Below are 21,540 nucleotides of genomic sequence, written 5' to 3' on the forward strand. Positions count from 1 at the left end.
CCTTCATAGGATATGACCATATAGTCACACCTTCTGTTATAAAATTAACCTTATTGTAACTTGTTTTTTTATCATGTATTATTTATATTATAAATTGAGATGACCGAACGGTCAAAGCTCAAGCGAAAGGGTGAATCTAGAATGAGAGAATTGGACGAAATGATCAGCCGCTTGCGAAACAGAGGAATCAAAGTGGAGAAAGTCAAATATCCGAAGCAGACCTTGTCAGAGAAAAAATGGGTTCATCAATGCAAACAGCCGCTCAAAACAAATTACAGAGACTTTAACGGCTATTCTTTCACATAAAAAAATAGACTGCAAAAACATCTACAGTCTATTTTGGCACTGCTATGCGGTATGTTACACCCGTTTTGTCATTTTCAATTGAGATAGAGGCCTTATGAAGAGTTAAAATTCGTTTTACGATGCTGAGACCAATGCCGAATTCGCCTTTCTTCCCTTTATTAAAAGGCTCATAGAGGCTGGAGAGCATCTCATCTTCAATATGCGGACCGTCATTTTTGATGGTGATCACGATATTCCGATCATCTTGTTTCATGCTGATTTCTATTTTTGTCGCAGCATAGCGGATTTGATTTTCCAGAATATTCTCAAGGAGTTTGTTCCATTGCTCCGGATCGCCCGGCATCAGAATGTCTTCTTCTACATCAATATCCCACGATAATTCTTTCCGTGCCCACTTCAGTCTATCGATGACTTCTTCTGTCACTTCCACGATACTGAACATGTCGTGCTGCACTTTTTGCTTTGCTAAATAATCCAGCTTTGTTAAATATAATAAATCCTTTATTTTTTTCTCCAGCTTAAGGGCTTCGCCTTCAATAACATCTACTGTATTTTCAAGATCTCCTTTAGGAAAAATCCCGTCTTTAATAGATTGTGTATAACCTCTGATAACCATAACCGGTGTTTTTAAATCGTGAGAGATATTTTGCAATAGGGTTCTTTCTGTTTCGTCCTTTTGCACAAGCTTTTGACGCATCTCCTCGATGGTATGGCCCAATTTGCCGATTTCATCTTTCCGATCCACTTTCACTGGGTCATCCCAGTCCTGTTCGGAAATCCGTTTGACGTGCTTTTCAAATGACACGAGAGGCCTTGATAAATACTTCGCAAGCCAAATGGCCGGAATCCAGCTTAATAAAATGACAACAGCTAAAATAAACAGAAGCTGTCTGAATAGGGTATAGGCCAGATCGTCCCGATAGGAATCAAGCGCGTAGGAGAGCATCATGGCTGATTGTCCATTGACGGAAAGCCCCTTTTTAATGACAAAAAACACTTTCTCTCCATCGACGTTGGCGCTGTACCGTTTCTTTTTGGCCTCCTGCTTATCAGCCAGCTTGTACACCTTATGGATAAACGAAGATGACAGGATTCTCAAATCCTTGTCTGAAGAAGCAGCTTCATTTTCGGGCAGGAGCACGTGCTGCACAGAGCGCACAGTCGTAGGCGCCGTGGCTTCCTCACTGTAATAGCGCCTTTCAATTGAACCCGGCAGGCGGTACTCCGTCAGAACATGCTGCTCATTTTCAATTGTCGTATACGTTTCATTGGTAAAGAAATCGCGCAGCGTGTTTGAAAATAACACTAGCAGTAAAATAGATATCGCTAACAGGATGCCGGATATGACAACCCATATTTGAAACGCGAGCGGCTTGTTTTTCATGATGACATCATCCTGTAGCCGAACCCGTAAATCGTCTCCACCTTCAATTCAGGCATCTTTCTGCGCAGTCTCCGAACGAGGTCATCAACAACCCGGTCTGTGCCGAAGTAGTCATGCCCCCATACTTTTACGAGAATATCCTCACGTGAGTATGGATGTCCTTTATGATGGATAAATAAAAGCAGCAGATCAAATTCCTTCGACGTCAAATTGATGATATTTCCGTTTTCATCATATACCTCGCGGGCGTCTTCGGCGACCCGATACGAAGAGACGGCGATTTCATTTTTTTGTACAGGCGGAGCTTCCTTATAAACGAGCTGCAGCAGCTTTTGTACACGTATTATCAGCTCCCGCGGCAGAAACGGCTTTGAAATGTAGTCATTGCTGCCAAGCTCTAAGCCAAGCACTCTGTCAATATCTGCATCTCGGGCGGAAATAAAAATGACCGGCACGTCAGGATCTTTCGCTTTAATTTCTTTTATTAATGTATAGCCGTCAGTATCCGGCAGCATGATATCGAGAATCCAAAGGTGGGGAGACGGCGTCATTTTCTTTCTGGCGTCTTCACCTTTCGTAAAAGATGTAATGTTCCAGCCCTCATTCTCTAAATACTTCGTCAGCAGTTCATTCAGGTTATCCTCATCTTCAACTAGATAAATGGTGTATGACAAGGCTCTTCACATCCTTTCAACGTCATTATAAACTAGTTTTAACATACGGCAGGCAATTTTCATAATTTCACATATTCTTTTCATTTTTATCCCACAATGTTTGTTTATGATATGTATAAGGGAAGAAAGGAAGAGAAAAAGAGCGAGGAAGATGTAGGGTGATCAAACATATTCTATTTTGGTGCTTTGCTTTTCTCCTCATCATTGGGACAATTGAACTTGTACATGCGATTAATATGTAACGATAAATGAAAAACCGTTAAGGGAGTGTAAGAACATGGATTATCGACGTGATGACCAAAACGATCAACCTCAAGCAGAATCTTCACATACAGAACATCAGAATACAGAAAACCGGCAGCTGATTGAACATTCTGAACAGAAATTGCTTGACGCGCCTGTTTCGTATGAAGCGGGAAAGCAGGAAACGGCTTCTGCTTTAGAAAGGGAGAAGACAGAAACGGCTGTGAAAAAAGAAAAGAAACGGAGAGCCGCTTGGCTGAGCCCGATTTTAGGCGGAATTATCGGCGGGGGCCTGATGCTCGGCATCGCGCCTTATCTGCCGTCAGACCAAAATCAGGCGACTGAGGCCGTTTCCGCCAATAAACAGGTGCAGTCAGATAATTTTACAACGACACCGATCACTAACGCTTCAAACGTCGCTGATATGGTAGAGGATTTAGAGCCGACGATTGTCGGTATCTCCAATATCCAAACCTCCCAAAATAACACATTCGGCACGGGAGGCGGCTCCAGCTCAGAAAGTGAAAGCGGAACGGGGTCAGGTGTCATTTTCAAGAAAGACAGCAATAAAGCGTATATCATTACAAACAACCATGTTGTTCAAGGCGCGAATAAGCTGACTGTCACGTTATACAACGGAGAAACGGAGACTGCCAAACTTGTCGGCAGCGATACCATAACTGATTTGGCCGTTCTGGAAATCAGCAGCAAGAACGTCAAAAAAGTGGCGAGCTTCGGTGACTCTTCAAAGCTGCGCACGGGCGAAAAGGTAATCGCCATCGGAAACCCGCTCGGACAGCAGTTTTCCGGTACGGTGACACAAGGCATCATCAGCGGATTGAACCGGACAATTGATGTAGATACAACACAAGGAACGGTGGAAATGAACGTGCTGCAAACTGACGCAGCGATCAATCCGGGGAACAGCGGAGGCCCGTTAATCAATGCAAGCGGCCAAGTCATCGGCATCAACAGTTTGAAGGTGAGCGAAAGCGGCGTGGAGTCACTTGGATTTGCGATCCCAAGCAATGATGTAGAGCCGATTGTTGACCAGCTGCTGGAAAACGGGAAGGTAGATCGTCCGTTTTTAGGCGTACAAATGATTGACATGTCACAAGTGCCAGAAACCTATCAGGAAAATACACTAGGCCTGTTTGGAGATCAATTGGGCAAAGGTGTTTATGTAAAAGAAGTTCAAGGGAATTCACCTGCGGCAAAAGCCGGTATCAAATCTGAGGATGTCATTGTCAAACTAAACGGTAAAGACGTGGAAAGCAGCGCGGATATCCGCCAGATCCTTTACAAAGACTTGAAAGTCGGAGATAAAACGACAATTCAAGTACTGCGAAACGGAAAAACGAAAACCTTGAACGTGACACTGACCAAGCAGACAGAAAGCAGCACAAGCTAAGCGGTAATCAAAAAGCTGAACCCGAAAAGGGTTCAGCTTTTTTTTATCCTAAGTAAGCGGAAAGCATCCACACTTGTTTTTCAACTTCATCAATTAATCCGACAAACAAGTCCGCTGTCGCATTGTCTTGATTTTCTTCAGCCAGGCCGATCACGAATTTAGATTCGCTGCTGATTTGTTTGTAGTCATTTACCAATGCTTGTACCATTTCTGACGCTGATGTTTCGTTTCCGCCGTCTGTGATAGACGCATGCTCAGTGTATTCTTTCAATGTGGCAACAGGCTGTCCGCCAATCGCGAGCAGGCGCTCAGCGATGGTATCGACCGTTTCAGCCGCATGATCATACAGTTCTTCAAATTTTTCATGCAATGTAAAGAAATGAGGCCCTTTCACATACCAATGGAAGCGGTGGAGCTTAGAGTATAACAGAAACCAGTTTGATAATTGTGTGTTCATGGAATTCTCAACTAATGTTTGGTTTGTTTTTGCGTTTTCAGTTTTCATAAAATAACGTCCTCCTTGTGATCTGTTAATTTAATTATACCACCTATTAATTAAAAATCAATACTAAATTATAATTATTATAATTTAGATCAACTGAAAAGTTTTTTCTTGAGGATAGATTCCCACGCAGACCAAGGAAAAAGCGACCGGAATAACAAGGTGAGCTTGATGCCTTTTCCGATCGGGTATCGCAATTTCTTTAAGTGCTGTTTTGTTGCCAATTGATAAATGAGGTCGGCAACCTCTTGGGGATCTCCACTTTCATCTGCGTTTTTTTCAACGTAGGAAAGGATCTTTTGATAGTATCGATGATAAGCTGAATCGTCAGCGGGCACCGACATATAATTTGATAATGATGTTGACCAGATTGATGTCTTGTATGAGCCCGGCTCGATCAAAGCGGTTTCGATTCCGAACGGAAGCAGTTCCATACGCAGGCTTTCAGAAAAGCCCTCCAGTGCATGCTTGGAAGCTGCATAAGGCGACAGCGCAGGGAATCCGGTCAGACCGCTGATGCTGCTCACATTTATAATCTTTGCGCCGCTATGCTTTCTTATGTAAGGCAAAACGGTTTTTGTCACATGAATTAATCCGAAGACATTTGTTTCAAATTGTTGTCTGAAATGTTCCATCGGCACATCCTCGACAAATCCTCCATAAGCCGTTCCGGCGTTGTTCACAAGAATATCAATGGGAGCGTAAGTGCTAACAGCTTTTCCGAATGAAGCGATTGATTGCTCATCGGTGACATCGAGAGTGGTAATGTGAATAGAATCAGACACATTGTGTGCTGCGGCCAATTCCCGAAGCTGTTCAGCTTTCTCAGGCTGTCTTGTTGTGGCAATTACGAAAAATGACTTGGCGAGCTTCACGGCTGCCAGCCGACCAAAGCCTTTTGATGCTCCTGTTACGATGGCAATTTTTTTATTCATCATATACCTCCTATTAAACTGCTACAGCTATTGTACAATCATGAACGGAAAATTACGCCTATCAAAGAAATTTTTATACAATAATTCAGAATTGTTCTATAATAAAATGAAAGAAGGAAAGGGGTTTTGTGTTATGGCGCTGCAAGGGGTAGACCAAAGATGGGATCTTGATTCATTTTTTAAGGGCGGGAGCCAATCAGAAGAATTCAAGGGATATATCGAGAAGCTGTCACAAAGTCTGCATGCATTTCAAGACATGACTGATGCGTTTCAGGTGCCTGAATCGCCTGAAGATACTGAAGAACTGACGTCTTTGCTTGATTTATTCGAACAGACATCCGTCAAGCTTCAGCAGGCCGGCGCTTATGTCGCTTGCCTTATGGCCCAGAATATCAGTGATCATAAGGCTAATGAGCATAAATCGCTGATGAATCAGCTTTCTGCTAATTTTCAGTCCTCTCTCGTCACATTGGATCATAAGCTTGTGGACATTGACCAAGACGTGTGGAATACACTGCTTACAAAACCGGGATTACGTGATGTATCGTACATATTAAACGAAAGAAGACAGCGGGTTGCTGAGAAGCTCAGCCCGGGTAAAGAAAAACTGATTGGAAACCTTGCGGTGGACGGGTATCATGCTTGGAGTGACTTATACAATATGGTTGTCGGGAAAATGACGATACCTTATGAGGAAAACGGTGAGAACAAGCAATTGTCTGTTGGCCAGGCTGAAAATGTGATGGCCCATCAAGACCGCGCTGTCAGAAAAACAATATATGAACGCTTGCATCAAGCCTGGGAGAGCAAGCAGGATGTGTTCAGCAGCACACTGAATCATTTAGCGGGATTCCGGCTTGAAACCTATAAAGCACGCGGCTGGGAGAACGTCCTGAAGGAGCCGCTGCAGATCAACCGGATGAAAAAAGAAACACTGGATACGATGTGGCAAGTCATCGCTGAAAACAAGCAGCCGTTCGTTCAGTATCTGAACCGGAAAGCATCGATGCTCGGTCTTGAAAAGCTCAGCTGGTACGATGTTGAGGCACCGATCGGTTCTGAGGGAAAGGCCTATTCATATGATGAAGCCGCAAATGTCATCGTCAGCCAGTTTTCAACGTTTGGCAAAAAACTGTCCTCTTTTACTGAAAAAGCGTTTCGGGACCGCTGGATTGAAGCGGAAGACAGGAGCGGAAAAAGAGTCGGCGGCTTTTGCACGAGCTTTCCGGACAGCGGTGAATCACGAATTTTTATGACGTTTTCGGGAAGTGCCTCAAATGTCTCAACGCTTGCACATGAGCTCGGACACGCGTTCCATCAGGAAGCGATGCTCAACGTCAGGCCGTTAAACCGTTCCTACGCTATGAACGTCGCGGAAACGGCCTCGACGTTTGCAGAAATGATTGTGGCGGACGCGACTGTCCAGCAGGCGCAGACGAAGGAGGAAAAGCTTGTCCTTCTTGAAGATAAAGTGCAAAGAAGCGTTGCGTTCTTCATGAATATCCATGCCAGATTCCTATTCGAAACGAGATTTTACGAAGAACGAAAGCGGGGAGCTGTCCCGGCCGACCGCTTGAATGAGCTGATGGAAGAGGCGCAAAAAGAGGCATATTGCGATGCGTTAGGAGAGTATCATCCGCTTTTTTGGGCGTCAAAGCTTCACTTTCATATCACGAGGGTGCCATTTTACAATTTCCCTTATACGTTCGGCTATCTGTTTTCTCTTGGTATTTATGCATTGGCGCTTGAAGAAAAAAATGCGTTCGAAGAGAAGTATATCGCGTTATTGCGCGATACGGCTTCTATGACCGTTGAAGATTTGGCGATGAAGCATTTGGGTGCTGACATCACGAAGCGCGATTTCTGGGAGAATGCCATTAAGCTGGCCGTGCGTGACGCGGAAGCCTTTTTGCAAATGACTGAATCTTAAAGAAAAGCCGTGGCGTAAGTTGCCTCGGCTTCTTTTTCAATTCTCCTCTGAATGAGGATTTCATTCTCTGGATATACCTAAAACAAATGGAATCCTACAGGGGGGAAACATATGCATTTGATCAGAGCAGCCGGGGCTGTTTGTCTCGCAGTGGTTCTGATTGCGGGCTGCCGTCTCAATGAAGATCAGCAGCAGGCAGAAGGAGAAAATACAGCCGTCACCCAGCAGAAGTCCGTTCCTTACAGCAATTTCTCGCTTCGTGTGAGCTATGGGGATGGTGAGCATAATCGTTATGAAAGCATATATACAAAGAACGGGACTCAGGAAACAGCGGAAATACAGGATAAGCTCTCCGGCGTCAAACAGGAGGGAGAAGAAGCATTAGATGAGATGAAAATAATCCTGAGCGAGCTTTCCGTGACAGACCAAATGGCAGAAACAGAAGTGATCCACAGTGTGCTGGCAGCATTTAATCTGGACAGCCATTATGATCATATCGACTTAAAACTGAAGCTGAAGGACGGCTCAGTCAGAGAAATTAAAAAATAATCTTGTGATAAAAAACCCATAAACGCCAATTATGTCCAAAAAACTAATTGAAAATGATTTTCAAAGTCATTGTTTTCTGCTACAATGAGGGATATATGACCATATCAAATGGCTGAATATCGAATCACTTGCATTGATGACAATTGACTTAAAACGCATGTATATAGAAAACGTGCAATACATAGTGCTGCTAAAAAGCCAGCAAAAAGGAGCGGTTATGGGTATGAGTGCAATTTCTACAGAAACGCTGAGCTTAGGATACGGGGATGCCGTTATTATCGATGAGTTGAATTTAACAATTCCAAAAGGTGAAATCACCGTATTTATTGGCAGCAATGGCTGCGGAAAATCGACACTTTTACGTTCATTAGCGCGTCTGATGAAGCCAAGAGGCGGTTCAGTGCTGCTGGAAGGAAGAGCGATTGCCAAGCTTCCGACGAAGGAAGTCGCAAAAGAGCTCGCCATCCTGCCGCAAGGTCCTTCGGCTCCAGAGGGGCTGACAGTGCATCAGCTGGTCAAGCAAGGGAGATATCCTTACCAAAACTGGCTGAAACAGTGGTCAAAAGAGGATGAGGCAGCAGTTGAGAGAGCGCTTAAAGCAACAAAGCTTGAGGACATGGCTGACCGCGCCGTCGATTCTTTGTCAGGAGGACAGCGCCAGCGGGCTTGGATCGCGATGACGCTTGCGCAGGAAACAGATATCATCCTTTTAGACGAGCCGACGACGTATTTAGACATGACGCACCAAATAGAAATTCTTGATTTGCTGTTTGAGCTGAATGAAAAGGAAGAGCGGACGATTGTTATGGTTCTCCATGACTTAAACTTGGCGTGCCGCTATGCGCATCATCTCGTGGCTATAAAAGATAAACGTATTTATGCTGAAGGCCGTCCTGAAGAGGTCATTACTTGTGATCTTGTGCAAAATGTGTTTTCTATGAATTGTCAGGTCACACAGGACCCGCTGTTCGGAACGCCTCTTTGTATCCCTCATGGCAAGGGCAGATGCATTGTCCAGGAAGCGGCTTTCACATCACATGGATAAATAACGCCAGCGGAAGGAGCTTTCACCCTGAGAAAGCTCCTTGCTGTTTTTTTCGAAAGGAAGATGGAAAATGGAACAAAAACTTCAGGAGCAGTTAGATGGATTGCTGGAGAAATATACTGAGCTTCTGCTTGGTGAATCAAACAATGAGCTAAAAGAAGAAGTGAAGCAATGGATTTTGTACACGCATATAGCCAAAAGCATGCCTCCGCTCGCTAAGCATTGGAATGCGACATATCCTGATGCAAAGCAGGGCATTAAAGATATCATTCAGCATATTAAGGAATTAAATGAAGCGCATCGAAACAAACAATAGCTAAAAAAGCAGTCTGCCAATCAGAGCAGACTGCTTTTTTGTGATGCTGCCGTTTTATCAGGCGCAAAGGAATCCATAAAGGTCCGCAACGCGCTGCTGATAAACGAATCTTTTCGAACAATAAATTCTGTTTTCATCTGCCTGAGGGCTTCAGGCAGCGGGTACAATCGAATCGACCCTTCAGCCTCGTGTTTCTGCACAACCGTTCTCGGCAGCAAAGAAATGCCAAGACCTGCTGTAACCCCGCCGATAATCGCTTCAAGCGTGCCAAATTCCATAATGACCGGCTGTGTGACGCCGACAGAGCGCAGCCATTTTTCAAGTGTCTCTCGATACGAACAGCCTGTGCTATAAACGAGAATCGGCTTTGTGATGGCTTCCTCTGCATTGGAAACAGAAGCAGCCGAAACAACCACTGGTTCTTCCTCAAATGCAGGATAGGATTTGAGCTCAGGATGATTGCATTCGCATCCGATAAACGCGCCATCCAATTCATAACGAAGAACTTTGTCAATGAGAAATTGTGTATGCCCTGTTGTTAAAGACAGCTGTACGTTTGGATGCTTTTCATAATAAGCAGCCAGAAGCTTCGGAAGCCTTACCGCGGCGGTTGTCTGAGTAGAGCCGATCATAAGCGGCCCGCTTGGTTCGACGGAGGATGAGAGCGCTTTAGACGCTTCATCCAGCAGGCCGATAATTTTATTTGCGTAGTCCAGCAGCAGTTTTCCGCTTGCAGAAAGTGTCATGCCGCGATTATGGCGCAAAAACAGAATGGTGCCAAGCTCAGCTTCCAATTGTTGAATTCTGGCTGTGACATTCGATTGCACATAGCCAAGCTGCAGGGCGGCTTTCGTAATTGTGCCTTCACGGGCTACCATTTGAAACACACGTAAATCTCCGCTTTCCATTTTGAATTCCTCCTTCATTTGCTATCAATCTGAGTGATAGCAAGTATCTTTAACGATCATTATACGTAACATCCAATCTGGATTACAATGGAAACAGCAAGATAATTTAATCAACAACAAGGAGTGGCGGCAATGAATGTAATCAACAAAATAGCTCTCGTAACAGGGGGCGGCACAGGAATCGGAAGAGCTGCCAGCATGGAATTGGCAAAACGCGGAGCGGTTGTTGCGGTGAATTATTCACGTTCGCAATCCGAAGCGGAGGAAACAGCGGAAATGATTAAAAAAGAAGGCGGGCAAGCCTTCGCCATCCAAGCGGATGTATCAAAAAACAGTGACGTGCTGGATATGGTTCAATCGATTGTGAAAACATACGGCACGATTGATGTTTTAGTCAACAACGCCAGCATTACGCGGCATATTCCAATGGATGATCTAGAAGCTGCGACAGAAGACATCTGGGATGAGCTGTATGCTGTCAATGTGAAAGGGATGTTTTTCTGCGCGCGGGCCGTTGTTCCATTCATGAAAAAAAGCAAGGCTGGAGCGATCGTAAATGTCGGCAGTATCGCAGGTTTAACCGGGGCGGGCTCATCTATGCCTTACGCAGTGTCAAAATCGGCGGTGCACGGTTTAACGAAATCATTGGCCCACGCCTTAGCGCCCGAAATCAGAGTGAGCGGTGTAGCACCGGGAGCTGTCGCAACGAGATGGTGGGCTGGCCGGGAAGAAAAAATGAAAAACATGATCGGCACTTTGCTGTTACAGCGTATTGCTGAACCGGAAGAGGTCGCCAAATTGATCTGTTCGCTTGTTGAACAGGAATCACTCACAGGCCAAATCATCACAATTGACAGCGGACAGACGCTGTAAAGAGAGGAGATGCGGGGATGCCATTTGTACAAATTCATTTGCGGGCGGGGAGAAGCGAAGCGTGGCTTAAAAAACTAAGCAGAACCATCCACCAATCGATGATCGAAGAAATCAATGTGCCGGAAGATGACTATTTTCAAGTCATCAGGCAATATGAAAAAAGCGAATTTTTTTATGATCCGTCTTATCTGCAGGTTGAGCGTACTGATGAACTGATATACATTCATTTTACGTTGAAACATTCAAGAACAACTGAACAGAAAAAAGCGCTTTACCGCTCAATCGCAAGTGGGATTCACTCCGAGCTTGGTGTAAGAAAAGAAGATGTGTTTATCATGCTGGCCGGAAACCAGGATGAGGATTGGTCTTTCGGAAACGGAAGGGCTCAGATGATACAATAAAAAAACCCCGCGGATTGGGTACCCGCGGGGTTTTCTATTAATGGGAAGGTGATTCAACGGCTTGTGCCGCTTTCTCCTTTACTTGTTCTCCCGTTTTCTTATTCGATAGCTTGATAGGTTTTAAGAACAAGGTAAATACGGCTCCGACTGCGATAAAGATCAGGCCTGTATAAAACACGCTGTGGAGCGAATCCATCAACGATGTTTTTAAAATCGGCATAATATGAGATGAGAAAGCCGCAGGGATTTGTTTGATTGCGTCCGGGCTGAACAGTGATTGCAGCAGCCCTTGCGGATTTGTATCAATCATACCCTTTAGCTGGGCGGCAAATGAGCTTGCCTGTGCCGGAAGTGAGTCTAAATATGGCACCAGTTTATCAGTTAATAAACTTCCGGATCTCGCATTCATAACGGCTCCCAGCATGGTAATACCGAATGTTCCGCCGATAGAACGGAAGAATTGGCTGGATGAGGTGACAACCCCAAGCTCTTCCTTCGAAAAGCTTTCCTGTAAAGCCAGTGTCAGAATCGGCATAACCAGACCCATTCCCAGACCAATAATCGCCATATACGATGTAGCGACAAGCTTGCTCGTATCAAGATCCAAAGTTGTTAACAGAAGGAATCCTCCGGCCATAACCAGCATGCCTGTAATGATTTGCGGTTTAATGCCGATTTTGTAAACAAGCTGGCCGCCGATAATACTTGTAATAATCATAGAGATCATCATCGGTGTCATAATCGTGCCTGATTCAGACGCGCTTACACCGACAATTCCCTGCATAAAGAAAGGAACAAACGTAATTGCACCAAACATTCCGATACTCATAAAAAAGCCGATCAGGTTTAAAAATGTAAACGTTCTGTTTTTAAATAGATACATTGGCAGGATTGGCTCTTTTGCTTTTGATTCTACGATAATAAAGCTGACAATGCCGATTAGCGCGAGTGCGAATAAACCAAGAATCTGCCATGAATCCCACGCGTAATCTTTCCCGCCAAAGCTTAGGGCGAGAAGAAGGCTGACAACTCCGACAATCATAGTGAAAATACCAGCGATGTCGAAGTTGATTGGACCAGTCTGCTGGCGGCCCTGCAATCCTCTCGCAATAAAAATAACCGCAATAATTCCGACTGGAAGGTTAATATAGAAAACCCATTTCCAGTTTAGCGAGTCTACAATCCAGCCACCGATTTGCGGCCCAATCACTGAAGCAAGCCCGTAAATTGCGCCAAAGACCCCTTGGAATTTAGCACGCTGTTTTCCTGTGAACAAGTCACCGATAACAATCATCGCCATCGGCATCATGATGCCTCCGCCGATTCCCTGCAGTCCACGGAAGATAATCAATTCTGTCATATTATTGGCCATTCCGCACAAAGCAGAAGCTGCCATAAAAATAATCAAACCTGATACATAGACAATGCGGCGTCCCAATAAATCGGCCAGTTTACCGGCAATTGGAACGATGGTTGTTGATGTTAACAAATATGCAGTTGTCAGCCAGGTCATCATGCTCAAACCGCCCAGATCACCGACAATTTTCGGCATGGCCGTTCCGACAATGGTACCGTCAAGAGCTGAAAAAAACATGGCAATAATTAAGCCTGTTATTAATAACGTCCGTTTTGATTGTTTGCCTTCATTACTCATTTCATCCGTTTCCTTCTTTCATATTTTGCATTTCATCCGTTTCCGCTGCAGCCTGTGCGAGCTTTTTTGTAATATGGGCCGCCTGAAGCATTTCCTCCTCTGTCAAGAAGGAAAGGTACCGTGCCATAATGGCCTTTCTGCCTGCCAAAACCTCCTCGAACTTTCTGTCTCCTTCATCAGTAAGACTGATATCTATCACTCGCCTGTCTTTTGTGTTGTGTGTTCTGGCGATGAGATTTTTTTGTTCAAGGCGATCTGCCATTAACGTCACCGCGCTTGGCTTGACCTCCATACGCTCGGCAATTTCAGAAATTTTGAGGCTGCCGTGTTTCTTTAAGCTGGCCAGCACAAACAGCTGCGCTGGGGTGACACCTTGTTTCTCCATGCTTTCCAGCATTTCAGGCTGTATCTTTTGAAAGAGCGCCTGAAGCGATAATTGAATATCGGACATTAACTGATCCGCACTCTTCATATTCATTTCCCCTCTGTTACATACACTGTATATATATTTTGATTACAAAATAGTTAATGCTTATTAAATATAAATAAGCGTAAATGAAAAGTCAATTGATTTTACACAAAAAAAGGATAGATGTCCGAAAGAACATCGTATCCCTTTTACTGATAGTGTTATTGCTGGTATGGAGACTGCTGCTGAATGGTCTGCTGGAACTTTTGATAGGACTGCTGCAGCTTCTGGGCATCCTCTGCTTCAACAGAATACCATCCATATTGGAACATGAGGTCATACAGTTTTCTTTGCGCTTTTTGTGACTCATCAAAAATGGATTGAATATCCTGATAAAGAGACTCGTGGCTGAATTCGTGCAAGGCTGTGCAATAAGCTGTTGTCATGTATTTTTCTGTTGTCAGCAGTTCGTTGACGAAATCTCTGTCATTCATCTCCGAAGTTGTCGGTACAGGTGTCTGCGGGTTGCTGATTTTCTGATTTTGCTGATTCATTCTGGCGCCTCCTTATTGGATGTAGCCGGACTGCTGCTGGCCTGGCTGCAGATGCTTTAATATTCTTTGATAGTGATCATGATGCATGTGTCCGACGCGGTCGAGTTCTTGTTTTAACGATTGATCCTGGCACTGCTGCGCCATGAAATGCGCTTTTTTCATCGCGAGCAAATTCCAGTTCAGCATGTCATTCAGATACAAATGATCCTTTGTCGAAATAACGGAAGGTGGCATTTGAGATTGCTGCTGATTGTCCATTGTGATCCTCCTTTGATTTCTGTTCATTTATAGTTTCCTTCAGTCTGGGAGTTATATACAGGTGTTTTGAAGATGACGGCAGGAGGGAATCGGGATGTTGAGACATATGTTTTTATTCTTATCAAAAAATAAAACACTTACCAAGTTCGCAAAAGCATACGGAACGCGGCTTGGAGCACGAAGGTTTGTCGCAGGGGATACAATTGAATCGGCGGTTCAGACCGTCAAAAGGCTAAACAGATCCGGATTGTGCGCAACAATCGATTATTTAGGCGAGTATGCAGCTTCGGAAAAAGAAGCGAATCAAGTCGCAGAGGAATGCAAAAAAGCTATTCAAGCCATTGCTGAACACCAATTGGACTCAGAACTTTCATTAAAGCTGACATCAATCGGGCTCGATCTTTCAGAAGAACTTGCCCTTTCTCATTTGCATGCTATTCTATCTGCTGCGAAGCAATATGGTATTGCTGTGACCATTGATATGGAAGACTATTCTCATTATGAACAGACACTTGCCATCTACAGGCAATGCAAACAGGAATTTGAGATGCTCGGCACGGTGATTCAGGCATATCTGTACCGGGCGGCAGAAGATATCAGACATATGCGCGATCTAAAGCCGATTCTCAGGCTCGTGAAAGGCGCTTATAAAGAATCTGCGGCTGTAGCGTTTCCTGACAAAAAAGGAACAGACCTTCATTTTCAAAGCTTAATAAAGCTGCAGCTGTTAAGTGGGAACTACACAGCTGTCGCCACACATGACGATGATATCATTACGTTTACGAAACAGCTCGTTGCTGAACATCATATCCCAGCGTCACAATTTGAGTTTCAAATGCTGTACGGCATCAGGCCGGAGCGGCAGAAGGAACTTGCCAAGGAAGGGTACAGAATGCGTGTGTATGTCCCATATGGAACGGACTGGTTCAGCTACTTTATGAGAAGAATTGCCGAACGGCCCGCCAATGCAGCGTTTGTGTTAAAAGGAATCTTGAAAAAGTGAAAGCAGCCGCGAGAAGCAGCTGCGTCATGATTGTTCCATGTTATGTTTTTTATACTGCTGATTTTGACTTGTCCGTTTTCCGCCGCCGTAATGCTGGGTCGGACCGGCGTCTCCTTTTACGCTAGCCGCGCTGACTGCCGCTGAAGACGGATTTTTTTTCTCTCGTACCATTCCCTTCACCTCCGGGCTTAAGTTGCCCGTCTTTTATACGCTTCATTCAAAAAATAACAAATTAGCTATTGAAGTCGAACCGGAAATCTTTTAAGATGAAAGAAGAAACGGGTTTCATTTTTTTTGGTCAAAAAATGAATGACTATTCATTCAATGTTCAAGGGGGATGTCTCATGCACAAACACATTCGGAAGGCAGCCGTTTTAGGATCGGGGGTAATGGGTTCCGGGATTGCAGCGCATTTGGCTAACATCGGAATTCCTGTCCTGCTGCTAGATATTGTGCCGAACGATTTGACAAAGGAAGAGGAAAAAAGGGGGCTGACGAAGGACAGTCCGGAGGTGCGCAGCAGGCTGAGCCGGCAGGCGGTGAAAAAACTGCTGAAACAAAAACCTGCTCCCCTTACATCAGCAAAAAATACCTCCTATATCACTCCAGGCAATCTGGAGGATGATGCAGCAAAGCTGAAAGAAGCAGATTGGATTATTGAGGTCGTTGTCGAAAACCTAGAGGTCAAAAAGCAAATTTTCGCTCTTGTGGATGAACATCGAAAGCCTGGAAGCATTGTTTCAAGCAACACATCCGGCATATCAGTGCAAGAAATGGCAGAAGGCAGATCGGATGATTTTAAAACCCATTTTCTCGGAACACACTTTTTTAATCCCGCCCGCTATTTAAAGCTGCTGGAGATCATTCCGATTAAGGAAACGGACCCTGATATTTTAAAGTTTATGGCATCCTTCGGTGAAAATGTCCTCGGTAAAGGCGTTGTTACAGCAAAGGACACACCGAACTTTATCGCAAACCGCATCGGAACGTACGGGCTTCTCGTTACAGTCCAAGAAATGCTGAAAGGCGGCTATCAGGTCGGGGAGGTTGATTCAATCACAGGCCCGCTGATCGGAAGACCGAAAAGCGCGACCTTCAGAACGCTTGATGTTGTCGGGCTCGATACATTCGCCCACGTCGCTCGAAATGTGTATGACAAAGCGGATGGTGACGAGAAAGAAGTGTTCCGCCTGCCAGGCTTCATGGACGATATGCTGCAGAAAGGGTGGATCGGAAGCAAGGCCGGCCAAGGCTTTTATAAAAAAGAAGGAAAAACGATTTATGAGCTTGATCCAGTGACGCTTACTTACGGCGAGCGGACAAAAATGAAAACAGCCTCACTTGAAGCAGCAAAACAGGTAAAAGGGACAAAAGCCAAAATGAAAGCGCTTATTTACTCGGATGACAGGGCAGGTAGGCTGCTGTGGAATATCACATCTCAAACCTTGCTTTACTCAGCCGAACTGCTTGGTGAGATTGCTGATGATATTCATGCGATTGACCAAGCCATGAAGTGGGGTTTTGGCTGGGAGCTGGGCCCATTTGAAATGTGGGATGCCATAGGCCTCAAGCGATCGGCGGAAAAGCTTGAGCAGCTTGGAGCAGATGTGCCTGGCTGGATCAAAGACATGCTGGACAAAGGAAATGAAACCTTCTACATCAAAGAGAACGGAACGGTATTTTATTATGACCGCGGCGAATACAGAGCCGTGAAAGAAAACAAGAAACGGATTCATTTACAAGCGCTCAAGGAAACAAACGGCGTGATTGCGAAAAACAGCGGAGCAAGCCTGATCGATCTTGGAGATGATGTGGCCCTTCTTGAATTTCATTCGAAAAGCAATGCGATCGGCCTTGATATCATACAAATGATCAACAAAGCGTTAGAGGAAACAGAGCGGAACTACAAAGGTCTTGTCATCGGGAATCAAGGAAAAAATTTCTGCGTCGGTGCGAATCTTGGCATGATCCTAATGGAAGTCCAAGATGACAACTATTTGGAAGTTGATTTCGTGATACGCCGTTTCCAGGAGACGATGATGAAGATCAAATACAGTGCGAAACCGGTTGTCGCCGCTCCATTTGGCATGACGCTCGGTGGAGGAACGGAAGTGTGCTTGCCGGCGGCGCGCATTCAAGCAGCAAGCGAAGCCTATATGGGACTTGTGGAATCCGGTGTCGGCCTCATCCCTGGCGGAGGAGGAAACAAAGAGCTGTACATCAACCATCTTCACCGCGGTCTTGATCCGATGAATGCGGCAATGAAAACATTTGAAACGATTGCGATGGCGAAAGTGTCCGCTTCCGCCCAAGAGGCTCGAGAGATGAACATCTTAAAAGAAACAGATCACATCAGTATAAATCAGGACCACCTGCTGTATGATGCAAAGCAGCTTGCCGCATCTTTATACGACACCGGCTGGCGGCCGCCAGTAAAGAAAAAGGTCAAAGTGGCGGGCGAAACCGGTTATGCGGCACTCTTGCTTGGCGCCGAGCAAATGAAACTGTCCGGCTATATATCTGAGCATGATTTCAAGATCGCGAAAAAACTCGCTTATGTCATTGCCGGCGGAAAAGTGTCGTTCGGTACTGAGGTTGATGAAGAGTATTTATTGGAGATCGAGAGAGAGGCGTTTTTGAGTTTGGCTGGAGAGGCGAAATCTCAAGCGAGAATGCAGCATATGCTTGTGAAAGGTAAACCTTTACGGAATTAGGAGGGAGCTTATGAAAGAGGCAGTCATTGTGTCAGGTGCAAGAACACCGGTTGGGAAAGCAAAAAAAGGATCGCTGGCCACCGTTCGCCCGGATGATTTGGGAGCGATTTGCGTAAAAGAAACACTGAAACGGGCAGGCGGCTACGAAGGCAATATTGACGACTTGATTATCGGCTGTGCGACACCTGAAGCAGAACAGGGGCTTAATATGGCGAGAAATATCGGCGCGCTCGCGGGCCTGCCGTACACGGTCCCGGCGATTACAGTCAATCGCTACTGCTCTTCAGGTCTTCAGTCCATCGCTTATGCGGCAGAAAAGATTATGCTCGGCGCCTACGATACAGCGATCGCGGGCGGAGCAGAATCCATGTCGCAGGTTCCGATGATGGGGCATGTGACCCGTCCGAACCTCGCATTGGCAGAAAAGGCGCCGGAATATTACATGAGCATGGGCCACACGGCCGAGCAGGTCGCGAAAAAATACGGCGTCTCCCGCGAGGATCAGGATGCGTTTGCTGTTCGCAGCCACCAGAACGCGGCCAAAGCCCTTGCAGAGGGAAAATTTAAAGACGAGATTGTACCCGTCGAAGTGACGGTGACAGAAATCGGAGACAACCATAAGCCGCAGGAAAAACAGTTTGTGTTTTCACAGGATGAAGGCGTTCGCCCGCAAACGACAGCCGACATCTTAGCGACATTGCGCCCGGCTTTTTCCGTTGACGGAACGGTTACTGCGGGCAACTCCTCGCAGACGAGTGACGGAGCGGCGGCTGTCATGCTGATGGACCGGGAAAAGGCTGATGCGCTGGGATTAGCCCCGCTTGTGAAATTCCGCTCCTTTGCCGTAGGCGGCGTACCGCCGGAAGTGATGGGCATCGGTCCGGTGGAAGCCATTCCGCGTGCCTTAAAACTTGCCGGGCTTCAACTGCAGGACATCGGCTTGTTTGAACTGAACGAAGCTTTTGCATCACAGGCCATTCAAGTCATCAGAGAGCTGGGAATTGATGAAGAAAAAGTGAATGTCAACGGGGGCGCAATCGCACTCGGACACCCGCTTGGCTGTACGGGCACAAAGCTTACACTCTCATTGATTCATGAAATGAAACGGAGAAACGAGCAATTTGGAGTCGTCACAATGTGTATCGGCGGCGGGATGGGAGCGGCCGGTGTATTTGAATTATGCTAAAGGGGGAAAAACAAATGGTAAAAAAAGCGGCTGAAGTACAAAAAGGCGGCGGTTTCTTAATCGAGGATGTCACATACGACCAAATGTATACACCGGAGGATTTCACTGACGAGCATAAAATGATTGCGAAAACAACAGAGGATTACATTGAGCAAGATGTTCTCCCTCATATAGATGATATCGAAAACCATCAGTTCGAGCATTCCGTCAGGCTGTTGAAGAAAGCGGGCGAACTGGGACTGCTTGGCGCTGATGTGCCGGAGGAATACGGAGGCCTCGGTCTTGATAAAATCAGCTCGGCACTCATCACTGAAAAATTTTCGCGTGCGGGAAGCTTTTCGCTTTCTTATGGGGCGCATGTCGGCATCGGTTCCTTGCCGATCGTCTTTTTCGGATCAGAAGAACAAAAGAAAAAATATTTGCCCGGGCTCGCTTCAGGCGAAAAGATCGCGGCTTATGCATTGACTGAGCCGGGATCTGGCTCTGATGCGCTTGGAGCAAAAACAACAGCCGTGCTGAATGAAGACGGAACCCATTACGTATTAACCGGGGAAAAACAGTGGATTACCAACTCTGCCTTTGCTGATGTATTTGTCGTTTACGCTAAGGTGGACGGCGAAAAGTTCTCGGCCTTTATTGTAGAAAAAGATTTCCCGGGAGTATCCACGGGTCCGGAAGAAAAGAAAATGGGGATCAAAGGATCATCGACAAGAACCCTCATTCTGGATCAAGCTGAAGTCCCAAAAGAAAACCTGCTTGGAGAAATCGGCAAAGGGCATATCATCGCCTTTAATATTTTAAATATCGGCCGCTACAAGCTGGCGGTTGGCACAATCGGCGCGTCTAAGCGGGTAATCGAGCTCTCTGCGGCATACGCAAATCAGCGCCGCCAATTTAAAACGCCGATTGCAGCCTTTTCGCTGACACAGGAAAAAATGGCGACAATGGCATCGAGGCTGTACGCGATGGAAAGCTCTGTGTACAGAACCGTCGGGCTGTTTGAAGACAATATGAGCCAGTTTACAGCCGAAGATCTCAAGGACGGACGGCAAATTGCCAAGTCAATTGCTGAATATGCCATCGAATGCTCTCTGAATAAGGTATTCGGCTCTGAAACGCTTGATTATATCGTTGATGAAGGTGTGCAGATTCATGGAGGCTACGGTTTTATGCAGGAGTACGAAGTAGAAAGAGCCTATAGGGATTCAAGGATCAATCGGATTTTTGAAGGCACAAACGAAATCAACCGGTTGATCGTGCCAAGCACCTTCCTGAAAAAAGCGCTCAAAGGCGAGCTCCCTCTATTTGAAAAAGCACAATCGCTGCAGGAAGAACTCATGATGCTTATGCCTGAGGAGCCTGGCAGCGGCGTTTTAGAGCAGGAGAAATATATCGTCAAGCAAGCCAAAAAAATCGCGCTATTCGCCGCCGGCCTTGCTGCGCAAAAATACGGAAAAGCCATCGATCGCGAACAAGAAATTCTCGTAAACGTCGCGGATATCGTCAGCAATGTGTACGCAATGGAATCAGCCGTGCTCAGAACGGAAAAGGCCATTGCCGCACAAGGTGCAGAAAAAGCAGCGCAAAAGGTGCTGTATACGGAAATTTTCGTTCAGGAAGCCTTTAACGAAATTGAAGCGCACGCGAAGGAGTCCCTCATCGCAATGGAAGAAGGAGATTCACTCCGCATGATGCTTTCCGCTCTGCGCAAGCTGACGCGCGTAACGCCTAAAAACGTCATTCAGAAAAAGCGCGAAGCGGCAGCGGGCATTTTTGAAGCTGAAAAATATATTGTCTGATTGCCCAAGAGCTCCGCATGTGCGGAGCTTTTTTTAAGAAGCACCGTTTTAGGTTTTTAAAACAAACTGTGTTAAAATAACCTCGATTATTTTATTGAGGGGGAAGAAGATGTCGTTAACTTTTTACTGGTACCCTAAATGCGGAACGTGCCGCAAAGCAAAGAAATGGCTTGAAGAGCATGGGAAAGAAATAAACGAAATACATATTGCAGAGCAGCCTCCAAGCAAAGAAGAACTAAAAGCGATTTATGAAAAAAGCGGGCTGGATCTCAAGAAATTTTTCAACACGAGCGGCATGAAATACCGCGAGCTGAATCTCAAGGAAAAGCTGTATCATATGTCGGAGGATGAACAGCTTGAACTGCTGGCTTCAGACGGAATGCTGATCAAACGCCCGCTTACAACAGACGGCGAAAAAGTGACAGTTGGTTTTAAAGAAGAGCAATTTGAAGAAAACTGGGCTTAATGTAAATTTTTTTCGAAAAG

At 45.6% G+C, this 21,540-nt stretch carries 22 protein-coding genes and 1 pseudogene; 13 read left to right on the forward strand and 10 right to left on the reverse strand.

Annotation, left to right across the window (positions count from 1 at the left end; translation table 11 throughout):
- Nucleotides 1-141 precede the first annotated feature (141 nt).
- Nucleotides 142-306, forward strand: coding sequence for an anti-adapter protein SpxO (gene spxO / locus BSI_RS04675; protein ID WP_003221681.1), 165 nt, complete (start codon nucleotides 142-144; stop codon nucleotides 304-306).
- A gap of 28 nt (nucleotides 307-334) precedes the next feature.
- Here spxO and cssS read toward each other — a convergent pair whose 3' ends face one another.
- Complete coding sequence (gene cssS / locus BSI_RS04670) at nucleotides 335-1,690, reverse strand: two-component system sensor histidine kinase CssS (protein ID WP_003240780.1); 1,356 nt, start codon at nucleotides 1,688-1,690, stop codon at nucleotides 335-337.
- A complete protein-coding gene (cssR, locus tag BSI_RS04665; RefSeq protein WP_003240782.1) occupies nucleotides 1,687-2,364 on the reverse strand; it encodes a two-component system response regulator CssR in 678 nt (225 codons plus the stop codon). The genes cssS and cssR overlap by 4 nt, the downstream gene beginning before the upstream one ends.
- A 277-nt stretch (nucleotides 2,365-2,641) precedes the next feature.
- Between cssR and htrB the strand changes: the two genes are divergently transcribed.
- Nucleotides 2,642-4,018, forward strand: a complete 1,377-nt coding sequence (htrB, locus tag BSI_RS04660; RefSeq protein ID WP_003240785.1) for a serine protease Do-like protein HtrB — start codon at nucleotides 2,642-2,644, stop codon at nucleotides 4,016-4,018.
- A gap of 43 nt (nucleotides 4,019-4,061) precedes the next feature.
- On the opposite strand, the gene mrgA is transcribed toward htrB, so the two are convergent.
- Nucleotides 4,062-4,523 (reverse strand): metalloregulation DNA-binding stress protein MgrA, encoded by a 462-nt coding sequence (gene mrgA / locus BSI_RS04655; protein ID WP_003221689.1) that lies wholly within the window; start codon nucleotides 4,521-4,523, stop codon nucleotides 4,062-4,064.
- An 89-nt stretch (nucleotides 4,524-4,612) separates the two neighbouring features.
- Nucleotides 4,613-5,455, reverse strand: a complete 843-nt coding sequence (locus BSI_RS04650; protein ID WP_003240787.1) for an oxidoreductase — start codon at nucleotides 5,453-5,455, stop codon at nucleotides 4,613-4,615.
- Nucleotides 5,456-5,588: 133 nt separating this feature from the next.
- Here BSI_RS04650 and BSI_RS04645 point away from each other — a divergent pair, with 133 nt between their 5' ends.
- From BSI_RS04645 to BSI_RS04630, 4 genes and pseudogenes are all read left to right on the forward strand, one after another.
- Nucleotides 5,589-7,385 carry a M3 family oligoendopeptidase gene (locus tag BSI_RS04645; protein ID WP_003240788.1) on the forward strand — a complete coding sequence of 599 codons (1,797 nt, stop codon included), beginning with the start codon at nucleotides 5,589-5,591 and terminating at the stop codon, nucleotides 7,383-7,385.
- 111 nt (nucleotides 7,386-7,496) lie between these two features.
- On the forward strand, nucleotides 7,497-7,934 hold the full coding sequence (locus tag BSI_RS04640) for a YusW family protein (RefSeq protein ID WP_003240790.1): 438 nt from the start codon (nucleotides 7,497-7,499) through the stop codon (nucleotides 7,932-7,934).
- Between the two features lie 217 nt (nucleotides 7,935-8,151).
- A complete protein-coding gene (locus BSI_RS04635) occupies nucleotides 8,152-8,979 on the forward strand; it encodes an ABC transporter ATP-binding protein (protein WP_075749192.1) in 828 nt (275 codons plus the stop codon).
- 27 nt (nucleotides 8,980-9,006) lie between these two features.
- Nucleotides 9,007-9,295 (forward strand): annotated as a pseudogene (locus tag BSI_RS04630) (YusU family protein).
- 20 nt (nucleotides 9,296-9,315) lie between these two features.
- Here the strand turns inward: BSI_RS04630 and BSI_RS04625 are convergent.
- Complete coding sequence (locus tag BSI_RS04625) at nucleotides 9,316-10,203, reverse strand: LysR family transcriptional regulator (RefSeq protein ID WP_003240796.1); 888 nt, start codon at nucleotides 10,201-10,203, stop codon at nucleotides 9,316-9,318.
- A 132-nt stretch (nucleotides 10,204-10,335) separates the two neighbouring features.
- Between BSI_RS04625 and BSI_RS04620 the strand changes: the two genes are divergently transcribed.
- Nucleotides 10,336-11,076, forward strand: a complete 741-nt coding sequence (locus tag BSI_RS04620; protein WP_003240798.1) for an SDR family NAD(P)-dependent oxidoreductase — start codon at nucleotides 10,336-10,338, stop codon at nucleotides 11,074-11,076.
- A gap of 17 nt (nucleotides 11,077-11,093) precedes the next feature.
- A complete protein-coding gene (locus tag BSI_RS04615; protein ID WP_003240800.1) occupies nucleotides 11,094-11,477 on the forward strand; it encodes a tautomerase family protein in 384 nt (127 codons plus the stop codon).
- 37 nt (nucleotides 11,478-11,514) lie between these two features.
- Here the strand turns inward: BSI_RS04615 and mdtP are convergent, their stop codons facing one another.
- From mdtP to BSI_RS04595, 4 genes are all read right to left on the reverse strand, one after another.
- Entirely contained in the window at nucleotides 11,515-13,131 is a 1,617-nt protein-coding gene (mdtP, locus tag BSI_RS04610; RefSeq protein ID WP_003240811.1) for a multidrug efflux MFS transporter MdtP, read from the reverse strand.
- 1 nt (nucleotide 13,132) lies between these two features.
- Nucleotides 13,133-13,603: a MarR family transcriptional regulator MdtR gene (mdtR, locus tag BSI_RS04605; RefSeq protein WP_003240813.1), complete on the reverse strand. Its 471-nt coding sequence runs from the start codon at nucleotides 13,601-13,603 to the stop codon at nucleotides 13,133-13,135.
- Nucleotides 13,604-13,761: 158 nt separating this feature from the next.
- Nucleotides 13,762-14,094 (reverse strand): spore coat protein, encoded by a 333-nt coding sequence (locus BSI_RS04600; RefSeq protein WP_003222766.1) that lies wholly within the window; start codon nucleotides 14,092-14,094, stop codon nucleotides 13,762-13,764.
- A 12-nt stretch (nucleotides 14,095-14,106) separates the two neighbouring features.
- Nucleotides 14,107-14,352, reverse strand: coding sequence for a hypothetical protein (locus BSI_RS04595; protein WP_003222768.1), 246 nt, complete (start codon nucleotides 14,350-14,352; stop codon nucleotides 14,107-14,109).
- Nucleotides 14,353-14,446: 94 nt separating this feature from the next.
- Between BSI_RS04595 and BSI_RS04590 the strand changes: the two genes are divergently transcribed.
- Complete coding sequence (locus tag BSI_RS04590; protein WP_003240815.1) at nucleotides 14,447-15,355, forward strand: proline dehydrogenase family protein; 909 nt, start codon at nucleotides 14,447-14,449, stop codon at nucleotides 15,353-15,355.
- Between the two features lie 24 nt (nucleotides 15,356-15,379).
- Here BSI_RS04590 and BSI_RS04585 read toward each other — a convergent pair whose 3' ends face one another.
- Nucleotides 15,380-15,526 carry a YuzL family protein gene (locus BSI_RS04585; protein ID WP_003240817.1) on the reverse strand — a complete coding sequence of 49 codons (147 nt, stop codon included), beginning with the start codon at nucleotides 15,524-15,526 and terminating at the stop codon, nucleotides 15,380-15,382.
- 173 nt (nucleotides 15,527-15,699) lie between these two features.
- Between BSI_RS04585 and BSI_RS04580 the strand changes: the two genes are divergently transcribed.
- From BSI_RS04580 to BSI_RS04565, 4 genes are all read left to right on the forward strand, one after another.
- Nucleotides 15,700-18,069, forward strand: a complete 2,370-nt coding sequence (locus tag BSI_RS04580; RefSeq protein WP_032732274.1) for a 3-hydroxyacyl-CoA dehydrogenase/enoyl-CoA hydratase family protein — start codon at nucleotides 15,700-15,702, stop codon at nucleotides 18,067-18,069.
- Between the two features lie 10 nt (nucleotides 18,070-18,079).
- On the forward strand, nucleotides 18,080-19,255 hold the full coding sequence (locus BSI_RS04575) for an acetyl-CoA C-acetyltransferase (protein ID WP_003240821.1): 1,176 nt from the start codon (nucleotides 18,080-18,082) through the stop codon (nucleotides 19,253-19,255).
- Nucleotides 19,256-19,269: 14 nt separating this feature from the next.
- On the forward strand, nucleotides 19,270-21,054 hold the full coding sequence (gene fadE, locus BSI_RS04570) for an acyl-CoA dehydrogenase FadE (RefSeq protein WP_003240823.1): 1,785 nt from the start codon (nucleotides 19,270-19,272) through the stop codon (nucleotides 21,052-21,054).
- A 109-nt stretch (nucleotides 21,055-21,163) separates the two neighbouring features.
- The gene (locus tag BSI_RS04565) at nucleotides 21,164-21,520 is read left to right on the forward strand and encodes an arsenate reductase family protein (protein ID WP_003240824.1); all 357 of its coding nucleotides are present in this window, start codon (nucleotides 21,164-21,166) and stop codon (nucleotides 21,518-21,520) included.
- Nucleotides 21,521-21,540: the final 20 nt, after the last annotated feature.

The sequence above is a fragment of the Bacillus inaquosorum KCTC 13429 genome (assembly GCF_000332645.1).
GTDB lineage: Bacteria > Bacillota > Bacilli > Bacillales > Bacillaceae > Bacillus > Bacillus inaquosorum.